The sequence below is a fragment of the Pseudoalteromonas sp. S1609 genome (genome assembly GCF_005887255.1).
Taxonomy (GTDB): domain Bacteria; phylum Pseudomonadota; class Gammaproteobacteria; order Enterobacterales; family Alteromonadaceae; genus Pseudoalteromonas.
The window spans coordinates 15,765-32,017 of record NZ_PNDJ01000001.1 but is presented as its reverse complement, the minus strand read 5'-3'; the positions used below and the strand labels follow the sequence as shown (position 1 = coordinate 32,017).

13 protein-coding genes are annotated in these 16,253 nt (G+C 40.0%); 6 read left to right on the top strand and 7 right to left on the bottom strand.

Annotation, left to right across the window (positions count from 1 at the left end):
• Positions 1 to 2: 2 nt before the first annotated feature.
• Both CWB76_RS00140 and CWB76_RS00135 read right to left on the bottom strand, forming a co-directional pair.
• The gene (locus tag CWB76_RS00140; RefSeq protein WP_075169453.1) at positions 3 to 635 is read right to left on the bottom strand and encodes a trimeric intracellular cation channel family protein; all 633 of its coding nucleotides are present in this window, start codon (positions 633 to 635) and stop codon (positions 3 to 5) included.
• A 291-nt stretch (positions 636 to 926) separates the two neighbouring features.
• The gene (locus CWB76_RS00135) at positions 927 to 1,943 is read right to left on the bottom strand and encodes a LacI family DNA-binding transcriptional regulator (protein WP_138604848.1); all 1,017 of its coding nucleotides are present in this window, start codon (positions 1,941 to 1,943) and stop codon (positions 927 to 929) included.
• 292 nt (positions 1,944 to 2,235) lie between these two features.
• On the opposite strand from CWB76_RS00135, the gene glk reads away from it, so the two are divergent.
• From glk to gap, 5 genes are all read left to right on the top strand, one after another.
• Entirely contained in the window at positions 2,236 to 3,234 is a 999-nt protein-coding gene (glk, locus tag CWB76_RS00130; protein ID WP_138604847.1) for a glucokinase, read from the top strand.
• A gap of 29 nt (positions 3,235 to 3,263) precedes the next feature.
• Positions 3,264 to 4,277: a LacI family DNA-binding transcriptional regulator gene (locus CWB76_RS00125; protein ID WP_010389842.1), complete on the top strand. Its 1,014-nt coding sequence runs from the start codon at positions 3,264 to 3,266 to the stop codon at positions 4,275 to 4,277.
• Between the two features lie 338 nt (positions 4,278 to 4,615).
• Entirely contained in the window at positions 4,616 to 6,466 is a 1,851-nt protein-coding gene (edd, locus tag CWB76_RS00120; protein ID WP_138604846.1) for a phosphogluconate dehydratase, read from the top strand.
• Positions 6,467 to 6,499: 33 nt separating this feature from the next.
• On the top strand, positions 6,500 to 7,132 hold the full coding sequence (gene eda / locus CWB76_RS00115; protein ID WP_138604845.1) for a bifunctional 4-hydroxy-2-oxoglutarate aldolase/2-dehydro-3-deoxy-phosphogluconate aldolase: 633 nt from the start codon (positions 6,500 to 6,502) through the stop codon (positions 7,130 to 7,132).
• A complete protein-coding gene (gap, locus tag CWB76_RS00110) occupies positions 7,129 to 8,133 on the top strand; it encodes a type I glyceraldehyde-3-phosphate dehydrogenase (RefSeq protein WP_008110546.1) in 1,005 nt (334 codons plus the stop codon). The genes eda and gap overlap by 4 nt, the downstream gene beginning before the upstream one ends.
• A gap of 284 nt (positions 8,134 to 8,417) precedes the next feature.
• Here gap and CWB76_RS00105 read toward each other — a convergent pair whose 3' ends face one another.
• Complete coding sequence (locus CWB76_RS00105) at positions 8,418 to 8,927, bottom strand: hypothetical protein (RefSeq protein WP_138604844.1); 510 nt, start codon at positions 8,925 to 8,927, stop codon at positions 8,418 to 8,420.
• Between the two features lie 184 nt (positions 8,928 to 9,111).
• The gene (locus CWB76_RS00100) at positions 9,112 to 9,666 is read right to left on the bottom strand and encodes a hypothetical protein (protein ID WP_138604843.1); all 555 of its coding nucleotides are present in this window, start codon (positions 9,664 to 9,666) and stop codon (positions 9,112 to 9,114) included.
• A 205-nt stretch (positions 9,667 to 9,871) separates the two neighbouring features.
• On the opposite strand from CWB76_RS00100, the gene CWB76_RS00095 reads away from it, so the two are divergent.
• Positions 9,872 to 11,014, top strand: coding sequence for a sterol desaturase family protein (locus CWB76_RS00095; RefSeq protein ID WP_249363142.1), 1,143 nt, complete (start codon positions 9,872 to 9,874; stop codon positions 11,012 to 11,014).
• Between the two features lie 220 nt (positions 11,015 to 11,234).
• Here CWB76_RS00095 and CWB76_RS00090 read toward each other — a convergent pair whose 3' ends face one another.
• The 3 genes from CWB76_RS00090 to CWB76_RS00080 all read right to left on the bottom strand — a co-directional run bounded on the left by CWB76_RS00090 (position 11,235) and on the right by CWB76_RS00080 (position 16,180).
• On the bottom strand, positions 11,235 to 11,948 hold the full coding sequence (locus CWB76_RS00090) for a YebC/PmpR family DNA-binding transcriptional regulator (RefSeq protein WP_008110544.1): 714 nt from the start codon (positions 11,946 to 11,948) through the stop codon (positions 11,235 to 11,237).
• Positions 11,949 to 12,113: 165 nt separating this feature from the next.
• On the bottom strand, positions 12,114 to 14,192 hold the full coding sequence (locus CWB76_RS00085) for a M13 family metallopeptidase (RefSeq protein ID WP_138604842.1): 2,079 nt from the start codon (positions 14,190 to 14,192) through the stop codon (positions 12,114 to 12,116).
• 197 nt (positions 14,193 to 14,389) lie between these two features.
• Positions 14,390 to 16,180 (bottom strand): ABCB family ABC transporter ATP-binding protein/permease, encoded by a 1,791-nt coding sequence (locus CWB76_RS00080; protein ID WP_171039577.1) that lies wholly within the window; start codon positions 16,178 to 16,180, stop codon positions 14,390 to 14,392.
• Positions 16,181 to 16,253: the final 73 nt, after the last annotated feature.

The following is a 16,253-nucleotide window of genomic DNA, read 5'->3' as shown; positions in this document are numbered from 1 at the left end:
TGTTATTGCTCATTGTTTAAATTAGCGGGCTCTAATAAATTAAATGTTGGTAAGCGCCATTTAAAGCGTACCGACGCCATACGAATTAAATAGCCTACTACTAAACTTGCAACCACGCTGATATTGTCATCAATGTTGTAGTGGTGCAGTGCTAAGTATAAACACGCGACTATAAGCGCTACGCTTGCGTAAAGTTCATGATGAAGTACCAATGGTGCTTGGCGACAAATTAAATCTCGTAATAATCCACCAAATACACCTGTTACTATAGCTGCGACCACACAAATTCCATAGTGCAAACCCATATTAAGTCCAACTTGACAGCCAATAATACTAAACGCTGCAAGACCTAGTGCATCTAGGCGCATAAATATGCCTTTAAATTTAACCACCCATTTGGCCAACCAAGTGGTAACAATACCTGCTAGGCAAGTGATCAGTAAATATTCTGGGTGTTTTACCCAAGTCAGTGGGTAGTTACCTAATAAAATGTCTCGCACGCTACCACCACCAATGGCTGTGGCACTGGCTACCAACATAACACCAAACCAATCCATATTTCTGCGTCCAGCGCTAAGAGCCCCAGTCATGGCTTCTGCTGTAATACCTATAATATAAACGATGGTTAATAGCATGAGATGATCACTTGAAAATTTAACATGAAAATAAAAGCAGGATTGTAGTGATAAAAGCGTGCATTGACGAGTGAAAAATTACATCAAAAACAGCCAGTTTCAGATTAAAAAAACTAATGTGATAGCGAGGTGTGAATAGCCTGTTAATGCAACGAAAGCGGTTACTTTACTAAAAAAAACAAAAAGGACAAATGACCGTAAATAAGCAATAAAACCTGAATAAATTTAAGGGCGTCAGGGCGTTATTGCCCTTAATTTTACTACTTTTAAAAAATGATTTAACTCAATGAATTAACTTGAGCCACGTGCAATTAAACGCGGTGGTAGTAGGGTGCTTTGCACTTGCTCGCCACGGATGAGTTTTAGTAAGTTCTCAACCAACATTTGCCCAGCAATAGTGGTATTTTGTTCTATGGTTGTTAGCGGCGGGTTAATATAACTGGCAATAGATATATTATCAAAGCCGATTACGGCCACATCTTTTGGTACGTTAATATTGGCTTCTTTTAATGCCCGTATTGCGCCAATTGCTATAAGGTCGCTGGCTGCAAAAAGTGCATTAAAGGTAATGTTATTAGCAATTAACGAACGAGTGGCATGATAGCCTGACTCTTCGGTAGAAATAGCGTTGGCAATTTTACGCTCATTGAGTGTAATGCCATTTTGTTGTAAAGCCTCTTTAAAGCCATTAAAACGAGCAAAAAACTCGGGGCTATGATCAGAGGCATCGCCTATAAACGCGCAATCTTTGCGATTATGTGCCAACAAATGCTCAGCAGCTAGCTTTCCGCCTCCATAGTTGTCGCAGCTTATGGTTAAGTCGGGGCGGTTATCAACACTTGCTCCCCAGCAAACAAACTTAGTGTTTTGTTCAAGCAAAGTATTAAATTTAGGCTGAAAGTCTATATAGTCGCCATAACCTAATAAAATGATGCCATCTGCACGGTGGCTGTCTTCATAGTCTGCCTGCCAATCAGCACTGGCCGATTGAAATGACACAAGTAAATCATAACCCTCTTTAGCGCAAGCACGAGTAATACTGCCCAGCATAGCTAAAAAAAACGGATTTATTTGCGATTCGTCAGAGGTAGGATCTTCAAACAACAATAACGCTAGGGTGCTGCTTTGTTGAGTGCGCAGGTTACTGGCGTTTTTATCAACTTTGTAATTAAGCTTTTTGGCAATGTCATGAACTCGTCTTCGGGTTTCATCATTTACCAAAGGACTATTTCGTAAAGCACGAGAAACTGTAGATTGAGACACCCCAGCATAATGGGCTATATCAAATGAGGTGGCTTTACCTTTCATCACGATTACTTACTTAAGAGGACAATAAGGGGCTATTCTCGTTTATTAATGATTTTTTTCAAGCTTATTTGTCAATAAAGGCATTTTTTTATTGATTTTAACATGACACCGGTGTCACAATGAGGGTGTTTTATCATTTTGTTGTCAAAACGTATTAGCTACCTTTATTATTAAAGGTAGCCTTTTTTTACAGTGATAGCTGCTTTGAGGTGATAGCTCAAAGTAAATAAGTATCAATGGATACCCCATTAAAATAATAAGTACTCATTACTTAAACAAAAGAGATAACACTATGGGTTTACACTCTAGCACACACTTTGAGCCTATTCTGGTTGCCGATATAGGCGGTACAAACGCCCGTTTTGCATTGATAACTGGGTTCGACGAATCAAGTAATCAATTTACCATTGAACATAACCATACGTTTCCAAGTGCTAGTTATGGATCACTCGAAAGTGCCACTGAGTATTATTTATCAACAGTGTCTCATATAAATCCTAAGCGCGCATGTCTTGCCGTAGCAGGTCCAATTAACGCAGGCCAAGTTCACTTAACTAACTTAGGTTGGCACTTTAGCGTTAATGATATTAAACATCATTTTGACTTTGAACAATTAAGCATAATAAACGACTTTGCTGCTTTTGCTTACGCTGCTCCGTACTTAGACCTTTCTCAAAACGTAACGGTTAAACCTGGCCAAGCAGATGACACTGCTAATATTGGTGTAATGGGACCAGGTACAGGCTTTGGTGCTGCGTGTTTAGTGCGTACAGCACATTCGTGTGCGGTAATGAGCTCAGAAAGCGGCCATATTTCACTGTCGGCCGTAAACGAACTTGACGCTCAACTCATTCAAGAGCTTAAAAAAGACCACCCACATGTATCGGTAGAAACTGTGTTTTCTGGACCAGGCATTGCTCATTTATATAAAGCTATGGCGGCGGTTAAAGGGGTGGCTGCAAAAAATTTAGATGCGGCGCAAATTAGTAGCTTAGCCAATAGTGGTGAATGTGAAGTGTGTGACGCAACGCTTAATCAGTTTTGCGATTGGATTGGCAGTGTTGCTGGCGATTTGGCGCTTGCTTATGGCGCTCTTGGTGGGCTTTACATTGGTGGTGGCATATTGCCAAGAATGCAGGCTCGTTTACTAGAAAGCCGTTTTATTGAGCGTTTTTTACAAAAGGGCATTATGTCGCAATATACAGGCCAAATTCCGGTCACTTTAGTAACACAAGACAACATTCCTTTAATTGGTGCTGCCGCGTGTTTGCATACGAGTCAACAGGTTTAATTACGTTGCATACATTTGGAAATAAATAGATGAAAAAAGTCACTATAAATAGCGTTGCCAGTTATGCCGGTGTATCTAAAAAAACAGTATCGCGCGTATTGAATAACGAACCAAATGTGAGTGCGGCCACACGTGAAAAAGTATTAGCGGTATTTAAAGAGCTTGATTACACACCTAATCCCATTGCTCGAGGACTTGCACAAAACCGTAGTTTTATTATTGGTTGCTTATACGACAATCCAAGTAAAAGTTATATTACCCGTGTGCAAACAGGCGCATTAGCTGCATGCCAAGAAAACAACTATAACTTGTTGATTCACCCTTGTGAGCTCAGAGGTGATGCACTCATTAACAACATAGAGCAGCTATTGCAGTCATCACGCCTTGATGGTTTAGTGCTTACGCCGCCATTTTGTGACTTTTCAGAGTTGGTTGATTTTTTAAAGTCGAAAAAGATTCCTTATGCTCGAGTGGCTTCTGCTATTTTAGAAGATGACTCTATTTCTGTTACCAGTAATGACGAGCAGGGCGCATTTGAAATTACCGAACATTTAATAAACTTAGGGCATACCTCTATCGCGTTTATTAAAGGTCACCCAGATCACAGTGCTACACAGCAACGTTTTAAAGGCTACAGGCGCGCACTAGCAAGCCATGGTATTGAATTTAACGAACGCTTAGTTGAAGAGGGGAACTTTAGTTACCATTCAGGGGTAGACAGTGCCCGTAGTATTTTAGATTTATCGCCACGCCCTACGGCTGTATTTGCATCGAATGATTACATGGCAGCAGCCGTGCTTAAATTAGCTACACAGCGTAATTTACGTGTACCAGACGATATTTCTATTGCTGGCTTTGATAACGCTCCCATAGCGCGTCATATTTGGCCCGGACTAACGACTATAGCGCAACCCGTAGAAGAGATGACTAAACAGGCTGTTACCCAGTTAATTACCCATATTATTGAGCCGCAAGAGTCGCCTTATAAGGTGATTTTAGAAGCAAAATTAATCACGCGAGAGTCAACCGCAGCCGTAAAATAAAACCGCTTTTTCACAGTAGCCCGAGTATGAGTGACGCTTACTCGGGCTTTTTTTATCTGCATTTTTAACCTTCATTATTTGCCGCTGGTATTTCACTAAAAATTCACGTTTATTTATTGTACATGTTAAAAAAAAGGACTATTTTTATTACTCAGGGTTGACACCGGTGTCAGTGTCATGCGTTAATACCCTGACACCGGTGTCAGGGTTGTTGTGAGAGGCTCCCTGGTAGCGTACCTTTGAACGGGTAAGTCAAAGATGCTCAGTACAGTTATTTTCGTGGAGTCTATAATTGTTACTGAGCCTTTATCCTCTAACGAATAGAGATGAGTAAAATTATGTTGCACCCTCGAATTCAAGAAGTCACAGAACGCGTTATTGAGCGCAGTAAACAAACCCGTCAAGCCTATTTAGATCGTATTTCGCACGCAAAAAAACAAACAAGAGTTCGTGCTGGTTTAGGCTGTGGCAATATTGCCCATGTTATGGCTGCGTGCAGTAGCGATGACAAAGCGCGTTTAAAAGCAGATGAGGTGCCAAACCTTGCAATTATTAATTCATACAACGACATGTTATCTGCGCATGTGCCTTACAAAGAATACCCAGATTTAATTAAAAGCATTGCCACTAAATTTGACGCAACCGCGCAAGTTGCTGGCGGTGTTCCTGCGATGTGTGATGGCGTTACCCAAGGGCGTGACGGCATGGAACTATCGCTTTTCTCTCGTGATGTTATTGCTATGTCAACTGCGGTTTCGTTATCGCATGACGTGTTTGATGGTGTGTTTTGTTTAGGTGTATGTGACAAAATTGTTCCAGGCTTATTAATTGGCGCTTTATCATTTGGCCATTTGCCTGTGTATTTTTTACCAGCAGGACCAATGCAGTCAGGTATCCCAAATAAAGACAAAGCACGTATTCGTCAAAAGTTTGCACAAGGCTTAGTGTCACGTGAAGAGCTATTAGAGGCAGAAAGCGCATCTTATCACAGTGCCGGTACGTGTACATTTTATGGCACTGCAAATTCAAATCAAATGCTTATGGAAATTATGGGCTTACACCTACCAGGTAGCTCGTTTATAAATCCATACACAGAATTGCGTGATGGCTTAACGGGTAATGCCGTTGAGACCATGCTTAAGCAGCTTACAGAAAACAAAGATGGCCCGTGTTTAGCGGATGTGATCAGCGAAAAAACCATTATTAATGGCCTGGTTGGTTTGCTATCAACCGGTGGCTCAACCAATCATGCAATCCACATTGTGGCAATTGCAAAAGCGGCTGGTATTCAGGTTACGTGGAAAGACATGTCTGATTTATCAGCAGTTGTACCATTACTGACGCGTATTTACCCTAATGGCTCAGCTGATGTAAACCATTTCCAAGCAGCTGGCGGTATGGGCTTCTTAATGCGTGAATTAGCAGGTGCTGGTTATCTTCACACAGATGTAACCACTATTTTAGGCGAAGGCCTTGCACCTTACATGTGTGAGCCACTGCTTGATAAAGACGATAACTTGATTATGAGTGATGCCAATGGCCCTAGTAAAGTTAAATGGGTTGCGTGTCCAGAAAACTCACATGATGAAGAAGTACTTCGCCCTGTAAATAATCCATTTAGTAAGCAAGGTGGTTTACAGTTATTAACGGGCAACTTAGGTAAAGCCGTTATTAAAGTCTCTGCTGTTGCAGAGTCGCATCAAGTGGTGTCGGCGCCAGCTAAAGTATTTAGCTCTCAAGGTGAGTTACAAGATGCTTATAGCCGTGGTGAACTTAACCAAGATTTTATTGCTGTTCTTAAAGAGCAAGGCCCTAAGGCTAAAGGCATGCCAGAGCTTCATAAGCTCACGCCGGTAATGGCAACATTACAAGATCAGGGTTATAAAGTGGCCATAGTTACCGACGGACGTATGTCGGGTGCATCAGGCAAAGTACCAGCGGCAATCCACTTAGCACCTGAAGCGGTAGAAGGTGGCATTATAGCTAAAATCCATGAAGGCGATATTGTTACTTTAGATGCGCCAAATGGTATTTTAAAAGTGCATGTAAGCGACGAAGAGCTTGCACAGCGTGAGCTACAAATTAGCCAAGCAAGCCAAACATTTGGTACAGGCCGTGAATTATTTACTGGATTTAGAAATATCGTAAGCAGTGCCGATTTAGGTGCAAGTGCTTTTGGACTTGAATAATAATTAGCCATATTGGGTAATGAGGAACAAGTAATGAGTATTGAAAAAATCTTAGCATCGGCACCCGTTGTGCCAGTGGTGGTAATCGAAAAATTAGAAGATGCTGCACCACTTGCAAGAGCGTTATATAACGGTGGCTTAAAAGCACTTGAAATTACACTGCGTACACCAATTGCTGCACAAGCTGTAAAGCTAATGAAAGCTGAAGTACCAGAGGCATATGTGGGCACTGGCACGGTGGTTGATAAAGCAAGCTTTAACGCATCAGTAGAAGCGGGCGCTGACTTTATGGTGAGCCCTGGTGTAAGTGATGAACTGTTAGCATTGGCAAAAGAGTCAACTATCCCTTTTTTACCCGGTGCAGCTACCCCAAGCGAAGTGATGAACTTGGCAGCACATGGCTTTAAATTTTTAAAGTTTTTTCCTGCTGAAGCCGCAGGCGGAACTGCGATGATAAAGTCGATTGGTGGCCCATTACCTGATATTACTTTTTGTCCAACCGGTGGCATTAGTTTAGCTACTGCGCCTGATTACTTAGCACTTAACAATGTTATTTGTGTAGGTGGTACGTGGATGTTAGATAAACAACTTATTGAAAATAAAGACTGGCAAGCCATTGAAACGCTTGCTCGGCAAGCATGTGAAGTTAATAGGAGTCAAAAATGATTAATGTAGCAATTAATGGCTACGGCCGTATCGGTCGTAATGTATTGCGTGCACTGTACGAATCAGCGCAAAATAATGAAATTAAAATTGTGGCTATTAACGATTTAGCCCCAGCCAATGTAAATGCTCATCTGACTCAGTTTGACTCAGTACACGGTCGTTTTTCACAGCAAGTAACGCTAAAAGACAACACCATGCTAATTGGCGATGATGTGATCACGCTAACGCAAGAACGTGATCCTGCTAATTTACCGTGGAAAGCACTAAACGTTGATATCGTACTTGAATGTACGGGTTTATTTACTTCTCGCGAAGCAGCTAACAAGCACATTGAAGCAGGCGCTAAAAAAGTAGTGGTATCGGCTCCTGGTACTGATATGGATGCAACGGTAGTACATGGTGTAAATAGCGATGTAATTAATGCCGATAGCAACATTATTTCTAATGCTTCATGTACAACCAACTGTTTAGCGCCTGTTGCAAAAGCGATTAACGACACAGTAGGAATTGAACAAGGTAGTATGACCACCATTCATGCTTACACCAACGATCAAAACTTATCTGACGTATACCACCCAGATTTATACCGCGCGCGTAGTGCGACTCAATCTATGATCCCAACTAAAACGGGTGCTGCAAAAGCGGTTGGATTAGTTCTGCCTGAACTTGCCGGTAAACTAGATGGCATGGCGGTACGTGTACCAACCATTAATGTGTCGTTAGTTGATTTAACATTTATTGCTAAGCGTGACACAAGTATTGAAGAAATTAACCAAGTAGTTAAAGATGCTGCGTTTGGCTCTATGAAAGGTATTTTAGAGTACAATGAGCTGCCGCTTGTTTCTATCGACTTTAACCATAACCCAGCATCATCTATTTTTGACGCAACGCAAACGCGTGCTGATGGTAAATTAGTTAAAGTAATGGCGTGGTACGACAACGAATGGGGTTTCTCAAACCGCATGTTAGATCAAGTTAAAGCGCTGGGTGCTTATTTATAATTTTTCCGTGTAGTTAAATTTTACTTTATCCAGCCAAGCCACGCACTGCGTGGCTTTTTTTGTTGTCGTGAACCTAAATGTAAGCTTAGAGGAATAAATGCTAAAACCTAAAAAGAAATATATAAGGCTATTTTTTCCATATCTTAAAAAGAATTCGACATACTAAAATTGGAAATACACTTACGAGTCCATAAAACATAGCTTGCCTAGTATCAGCTGAAGATGAAAACCAGTGATAAGTCATTGCAATAAATATAAATAGATAAATGAGTAAATTAAGTAGTTTATTCATTTTTATTATCGCAAACATTTTTAATTTGAGCTGAGATTTTGGTTAACTCATTCATAACTTTTGATATATTCGCAGATTTGATATTTGTCGATATAATTGTTTTCAAAAAATAATTATTCAAGTTGCTATTGATTTGAATTAAAAATAAATCGAAAGTATCGCTTTGCTGAAATACCGCTTTAATTATCCTTTGGTGTCCATGTAATATTTTTATATCAGTCATAACTTCAGTCTCATAAAAAAGCATATCTTCTAAAGTGTTTTTTTGATATGAATTTAAAATGCTTTTGTAGATTGATACTGGTTTATTACTAAGATCAATATCACTTTCCAAAAGCCTATTTTCTCTTAATGGCCAAATACTCAAATTATATGATGTTTTTTCTGAAGTTATTTGTTCAGAATATAAAGGTACTTTGTGAGAGTTATAGTTACATTTAGCGTATGCATTATCGAGATAAAAAATGCTAAGAAATAAAGCTATTAGGATTCTTACACTCATTTTATTGGCTTATTCTCTTCTGTCTTTAAACAAGACAGATAATTTAAGTAAATAAAAATAACCACTAACGAACTAAAAAATACAATGTCTTCTTGGAGATTATTCATTGTAAAATTCCACGCTAGAAGCATCAACATGGTCATACAAAATGTTAATAGTATGTGAGCAGTAAAAATTTTCATGATTAAGGTTGAATGTTTATTGTTCTAATTGAGCTTCGACGTTGAATTTCATTATTTACTTTTGATAGCTCTGATTTATTAAATAATACAGTACCCCAAATGACGAGAGTAACGACTCCACCTTTGGTCACTTTTCTATTACTCCAAAGCTTTACTAATAAATCCTTTCCACTTAAAGCCGAGGCTCCAACACCAATATATGATGCAAAGTTATCAACTTGACTATGAAAATACTGATCAGCTATAAGTTCTTCCGTTGTAAAAGACCATATCCCCCAATCCTTATTAACGAATGTAGGCTCAACAGCTATTGATATAAGCTTCGCTTTTAACGCCCCATTTGGTACGGATCTAATTAAAGTCATTGCTTCTATTTTTTGATGACGGTCTAAGTGCCTGTAAAGAATTGCACCACATATAGCCTCCACTTCATTTTGACCACCATCTTTGACTAAGGAGAAAGGTATTTTAACTATATTTGAAAGTATTCTGAGTTGCTCATTTAAGTTGTTTGGTAAATTGTATGGAAGATTACTAATAGAAAATGATGATGACATTTTTATTCCTTTAAAAATATAATATAAAGAAATGTTACTTAATAATACATGTTAGGTCAACAGCCAAATTCAAATTAAAACAACTACTCTACTTTTTTGTACAAAATATCCGAATGGTAGTAATTAATGAGTAGTTTCTATTTGTAAGGGAAAATAATCTTAGGCTTTTAGCATTTAGTAGCGAATATTCTATTCTAGCGAAAAATTGAAAAAGGATAATTCAATACTTAGTCATATACTCCGCCGCTTATTTCGTACCAGCCACCTGCAAATTGGTGAGGGTAATATCAGTGGTTATATTGCTTGCTTTTTAGCGATATTAAGTTGCTTAGGAGTGCTTGCATTCCACTGGCCGGAATATTTAACGACTCCAGAATTACGCAAAAGCTATAGCGTCGACTTTTTACGTCAGCTCATGTTTGTTGCTCTTATTATTTCCGGTAGCTTAGGGTTACTTAATTTTGTACGAAATACGAATAAGCGTTTGGGTGCCATTGCGTGGTTTTTTATTATACTGGCCATTAGCTTTGGTGGCCCGAATGTTGAAGTGAATGACTTTGCAGATAACACTCCTTATATTGGCCTAGATTGGTTTATATTAGACTTACTAGGCTCTACCTTAATTTTTATTTTAATTGAAAAACTACTTCCGCATCGAAAAGAGCAAAAAATACTTCGTAGTGAATGGCGCGGGGATTTAAACCACTTCTTTGTTAATCACTTAATAGTGGGTTTTGTATTACTGGTTACTAATCATTTTGTGCATTATGGTTTTGGTTGGGCGGTTTCGAGCACACTGCAAGCTTACATAGCGCAAATGCCGTTTATACTACAGCTATTTTTAATTATTTTGGTGGCTGATTTAATGCAGTATTGGACGCATCGTGCTTATCACGAAGTGCCATTTATGTGGCGATTTCATGGTGTGCATCACAGTGCCAAAGAAATGGATTGGCTAGCGGGCTCCCGTCAGCATATTTTAGAAATACTGATCACCCGTAGTTTAGTGCTAACCCCTATATTTGTGCTGGGGTTTTCACAGCAAATAATCAGCTTATATGTAATTATTGTTGGTTTTCAAGCCGTATTTAATCATGCAAACGTGAATGTAAAATTTGGGTGGTTAAAATATTTTATGGTAACTCCGCAGTTTCACCATTGGCATCACGCATCCGATAAAGCTGCCATTGATCGAAATTATGCAGCCCATTTCTCGTTTTTAGATTATTTATTTGGTACTGCGGTAAAAGGCCAAGCAGAGTGGCCTAAAGAATATGGTGTTGTCGGGGACTACATGCCTGTAGGTATGTTAAAGCAACAAATTTACCCGTTTAAAAAACAAAAATAGTCTGTAGTTTTAGATTGTGGCCACAAGATTCATGGTCGCATACAACTATAAAAGCCAACAGACCCTAGTTGTGAGGGGTTATTAATTAACTAATCCATTCTACAAATAACAAAAAGGCCAACTAAGTCGGCCTTTAAACATAACCTATCGCAAGTAAACTCAACGGAGTTGTCGCTGAAGATAGATTTACTATCCAGAGCTCAGATTATTTGCTTAACGATTAAAATTGAGCGTTGTGGTAAACGTTTTGTACGTCGTCACAATCTTCAAGCATGGCTAAAAAGCGCTCCATAACTTCAACGTCTTCGCCTTCAATAGGGGCTTCAACTTGAGGTACAAAGGCAATTAAGTCTTCGTCAAATTCTGTCACACCCATTTCTTCAAGTGCTGTGCGGGTATTGTTGTATTCAGTGTGCGGTGCAAATACGGTTACTTTGCCGTCTTCTACTTCAACGTCGGTAACATCCACATCTGCCATCATCAGCGCTTCAAGTACGGTTTCATCGTCGTCACCGTCAAATACAAAAATAGCAAGATGATCAAATAAGTGTGATACCGAATTTTGTGCGCCAATTTTAGCGTTTGCTTTGGTAAAACATACACGTACATCAGCAAAAGTACGTTTGTTGTTGTCGGTTAAACAATCAACAATAATCATGCAATTACCTGGGCCGTAACCTTCATAACGCGTGGCTGCATAGTCTTCACCGCCGCCGCCTTTAGCTTTATCAATGGCGCGTTCAATTACGTGAGCCGGTACTTGGTCTTTTTTAGCACGTTCAATTAAACGACGTAGTGCTAGGTTTCCGTCTGGATCAACACCGCCATTTTTAGCACAAATATAAATTTCTTTACCGTATTTTGAATAAACTTTAGTTTTAGCACCCGCAGTTTTAGCCATTGAATCTTTTTTGTTTTGGTAAGCTCTTCCCATCTGCGTTTCGCCTTAATATGTATAAATAATTGATAAAATTTGCAAGCCCATATTCTAAAGGTAAATGCCGGGCAGGGCTAGTAAGTATTGTTAGTAGCCAAAAATAAAACAACCCGCATAAGCGGGCTGTTTATTTGTTACAAACGATGAACGGTTGTCAGGGTATTACCAAATACGAACGCGTTCTTCTTCTGGTAGGTACAACTCATCACCTGGTTTTACATCAAATGCTTTATACCAAGCGTCGTGGTTACGAGGTGCTTGTGCTCTAAAGCGACCTGGTGCGTGAGTACCACCACGTAATTGGTTTAACATGCTTTGCTCAGTACGTTTTTCTTTCCATACTTGTGCCCATGCTAAGAAGAAACGTTGATCGCCGGTTACACCATCAATTACCGGTGCTTCTTTACCATTTAGGCTTAGTTTGTAAGCATGATAAGCCATGGCTAAACCACCCACATCACCAATATTTTCACCTAAGCTGTTGCGGCCATTTACAAAGTTACCTGGAATTGGTTCGTATTTGCTGTACTGAGCTGCCAGTTTGTCAGCTTTGGCATCAAAAGCAGCACGATCTTCATCAGTCCACCAATTACGTTGTATGCCGTTAGCGTCAGATTTTGAGCCTTGATCATCAAAGCCATGGCCCATCTCATGGCCAATTACAGCGCCAATGCCACCGTAGTTTACTGCTGGATCTGCATTTGGATCGAAAAACGGTGGTTGTAATATAGCGGCAGGGAATACAATTTCGTTAAATGAACTATTGTAGTAAGCGTTAACACGTTGTGGTGTCATGCCCCAACGATTACGATCGGTCTTTTTCAGCTCTTTTTCTACACTTTCAGCCTGGAAAAACTCACGCATATTTTTTACATTAGTCATTAAATCATTGTTGCTAATGCTTAAGCCTTCATATGATTGCCATTCATCTGGGTAACCAATTTTTGGTACAAATGCCGCTAATTTTGCACGCGCGTTCACTTTTGTTTCTGCACCCATCCAATCTAAGTTATCAATACGCTCACCAAGGGCTGTGCGTAAGTTTTCAACTAGCTCAGACATTTGTTGCTTAGATGACTCAGGGAAATAACGAGCTACGTAAATTTTACCAATTGCAAAGCCTAATGAGCTAGTGCCTGACATTTGGCTGATAGCGCGTTTCCAGCGTGGACGTGGCTCTTGTTGACCATTTAACTCTTTTCCATAAAAAGCAAAGTTGGTGTTAAATATCTCTTCAGACAACAGCCCAGCGTTACCATTAATTGCATGATACGTTAGGTAGTCTTTCCATACGCTTAAATCTTCGTTATTGATTAAGTCAATCATGGCTTTAACAGGTTCAGGCTGCGATAAGTTTAATTGTGGTACTTTATAACCTGTTTGCGCAAAGTATAAATCCCAGTTAAATCCTGGGTATTGTGTACTTAACTCGTCGCGTTTTACTTGGTTTAGGGTTAAATCACGATTACGGCGTTTTTCACGAGGCCAATGACCTTCTGCAATTTTGGTTTCAAGCGCTAAAATCGCTTGTGCACGCTCTGTGGTATTATCAACCCCTGCAAATTTAAGCATATCGGCAATATGTGCCACATACGCTTCACGAGTTTTTACAAAACGTTCTGCATCTTCAAGGTAGTATGAGCGATCGGGTAAGCCTAAGCCACCTGCACCTAATGACATTTCGTATTTATTGGGATCTAAACGGTTAAACCACATACCGCCGCCAAGTGGTGCACTTACACCCGTAAGCCAAGATTGGCCAAATACTTTTGCCAAATCATCAGTAGAGGCAACCGAATTGATGTCGTTAAGCAACGGCTTAATTGGCGTTATACCAAGTTTATTAAGTGTCTCGGTATCCATGTACGAATTATAAAAGTCAGCGACCAGTTGCTCTTCGGCGTTTAAGTTTTCACGTGCTGCAATGTCTTCAATAATTTCTTTAACGCGATCTTCACTGCGCTCAGCTAGCGCAGAGAATGCACCGTAGCGGGTTTTATCTGCTGGCATTTCGTAGTTGTCGTACCATGAACCACTGGCGTACATGAAGAAATCGTCGCCTGGCTTTACAGCTTCGTTACGCGCAGTTAAATCAACTCCAAACGTGCCTAATTCGGCTTGCTCTGTTGCTTGTGGTTTTTCTGCAACTGCTGCTACTTGCTCAGTTTTTGTTGTTTGTGGCTCAGAACAGCCGGTAATAAATGTAGCGGCGAGTGCCGCTGCAATTAAACTTTTTTTCATTACTTTCCCCTATGAATTCACGTTATTTAATTCGTTATATATTTTTGTTATAAAAATAGCTACTTGATTGTATTGATAACTTCACTGCAAACAAACCTTTTGAGGTGAATAACCGTACCGGTCGATAAGATAAATGAAATACTAGCAAAATAGCAAAAAAGCACTCAGATACTTCAATCGTACTCGAGAGGCTTAGTTTATTGCGCCTTTGACTGTTTTTGTTGCAAGGTCCACATATGCGCATATTCACCATTTTGCATGAGTAATTCATTATGTTTACCTTGCTCTACTACTTCCCCCGCCTTAAGCACGATAATAGTATCGGCATCGGTAATTGTTGATAAGCGATGCGCAATAACAATACTTGTGTGGTTAGAGGCAACCTCTTGCATAGCGTTTAATATGGCTTGTTCAGATTGTGAGTCGAGCGCGGAAGTGGCTTCGTCAAAAATTAAAATTGGTGATTGTTTTAAAATAGCGCGAGCAATAGCAATACGTTGTTTTTCGCCACCAGAGACTTTTAGTCCGCGTTCACCTACTAAGGTTTTATCGCCTATATCTAGGCTATTAATAAAGTCTGTTAGATGCGCCATGTTTATAGCTTTGTTTACTTCATCTTCACTGGCGCTGGGTCTGCCGTAGTGAATATTTTCGCGTATACTGGTATTAAATAACACAGTATCTTGCGGCACTATGGCAATAGCTTTACGCAAACTTGCCAAGGTGACCGTGTTTATGGCTTGATTATCAATTTTTATAGCGCCCGATGAAAGTTCATAAAAACGATATAGCAAGCGGGCTAACGAGCTTTTACCTGCGCCACTAGCACCTACAACCGCTACCTTAGCACCAGGGTTCACATTAAAGCTAACGTTCTTAAGAATAGGGCGTTTACTATCGTAGCTAAAGCTGACATTTTCAAAGCTAATTGCCCCATTTTTGAGTGCTAATGGTTGCGCGGTTTCGCTATCTGCTACTTTGGGTGAGGTATTTAATAACCCTAGCATGTTTTCAAGGTCGGTAAGGGCACGGCGTATTTCACGGTACACAAATCCCAAAAAGTTAAGCGGTAAAAATAATTGGATCATATACGCATTGATCATTACCAGCTCACCAATCGTTAACTCGCCGGTAACCACTTCATTGGCGCCAAGCCACATTAATGCGGTTATGGCACATGCAATGATCAGTGCTTGCCCTGAATTAAGCGCCAGTAACGAGAGTCTGTTTTTTAATCGTGCTTGTTCCCAGGTTGCTAAAAATGTGTCGTAAGTTTGGGCTTCATGCTGTTCATTATTAAAGTATTTTACGGTTTCGTAATTTAATAGACTGTCGATGGCACGGGTGTTACTTTGATTATCAGCAGCGTTTGACTCACGAATAAAGCGGTTTCGCCATTGGGTAACCGTCACGGTAAAAAAAATATAAATAGCCACAGCCAATAGGGTGATCAGCGCAAACCAAATAGAAAACAAGCTGCCAAAAATAATCGCCACAGTCATTATTTCAAACAACGTGGGCACAATATTAAACATTAAAAAACGCATTAAAAAGCTTAAGCCACTGGTGCCGCGCTCTATGTCTCGACTTATGCCGCCAGTTTGCCTGTCTAAATGAAAGGCTAAATCTAATGAGTGCAAATGTTTAAACACTTTAAGTCCAATATCTCGCATGGCATGCTCGGTGACTCGCGAAAATACCGCATCGCGTACTTCACCCAAAAATACGCTAGCAAAGCGCAATGCGCCGTACATAACGAGTAATAAAGTAGGAACGAGCAGTAGTGGGTTAATTGATTTATCAACCGAATCAATTATTTCTTTTAAAGCCCATGGCATGAGTAATGTCGCGCCTTTAGCACCGACTAGCGCTAATATGGCAATCAGCACACGGCCTTTAAATTTAGTGATATAAGGCCAAAGAGTTTGAATGCTTTGTTTTAAATTCATGGCGTCGGGGCGTTTTACTGAACTTTGTCTGGAGCGCATCGAGGATCTCAGTATTTGTTTTTATATAAATGAATTAGCTTAAGAACGGCTATTGTATTTTAATTAGCTGCCC

Bases quoted from the DNA above. Each gene is read 5' to 3' on its own strand.
- glk (WP_138604847.1), top strand. From the start codon at position 2,236: ATGGGTTTACACTCTAGCACACACTTTGAGCCTATTCTGGTTGCCGAT.
- CWB76_RS00105 (WP_138604844.1), bottom strand. From the start codon at position 8,927: ATGAGTGTAAGAATCCTAATAGCTTTATTTCTTAGCATTTTTTATCTC.
- CWB76_RS00125 (WP_010389842.1), top strand. From the start codon at position 3,264: ATGAAAAAAGTCACTATAAATAGCGTTGCCAGTTATGCCGGTGTATCT.
- eda (WP_138604845.1), top strand. From the start codon at position 6,500: ATGAGTATTGAAAAAATCTTAGCATCGGCACCCGTTGTGCCAGTGGTG.
- CWB76_RS00140 (WP_075169453.1), bottom strand. From the start codon at position 635: ATGCTATTAACCATCGTTTATATTATAGGTATTACAGCAGAAGCCATG.
- CWB76_RS00100 (WP_138604843.1), bottom strand. From the start codon at position 9,666: ATGTCATCATCATTTTCTATTAGTAATCTTCCATACAATTTACCAAAC.
- CWB76_RS00080 (WP_171039577.1), bottom strand. From the start codon at position 16,180: ATGCGCTCCAGACAAAGTTCAGTAAAACGCCCCGACGCCATGAATTTA.
- CWB76_RS00135 (WP_138604848.1), bottom strand. From the start codon at position 1,943: ATGAAAGGTAAAGCCACCTCATTTGATATAGCCCATTATGCTGGGGTG.
- CWB76_RS00085 (WP_138604842.1), bottom strand. From the start codon at position 14,192: ATGAAAAAAAGTTTAATTGCAGCGGCACTCGCCGCTACATTTATTACC.
- edd (WP_138604846.1), top strand. From the start codon at position 4,616: ATGTTGCACCCTCGAATTCAAGAAGTCACAGAACGCGTTATTGAGCGC.
- gap (WP_008110546.1), top strand. From the start codon at position 7,129: ATGATTAATGTAGCAATTAATGGCTACGGCCGTATCGGTCGTAATGTA.
- CWB76_RS00090 (WP_008110544.1), bottom strand. From the start codon at position 11,948: ATGGGAAGAGCTTACCAAAACAAAAAAGATTCAATGGCTAAAACTGCG.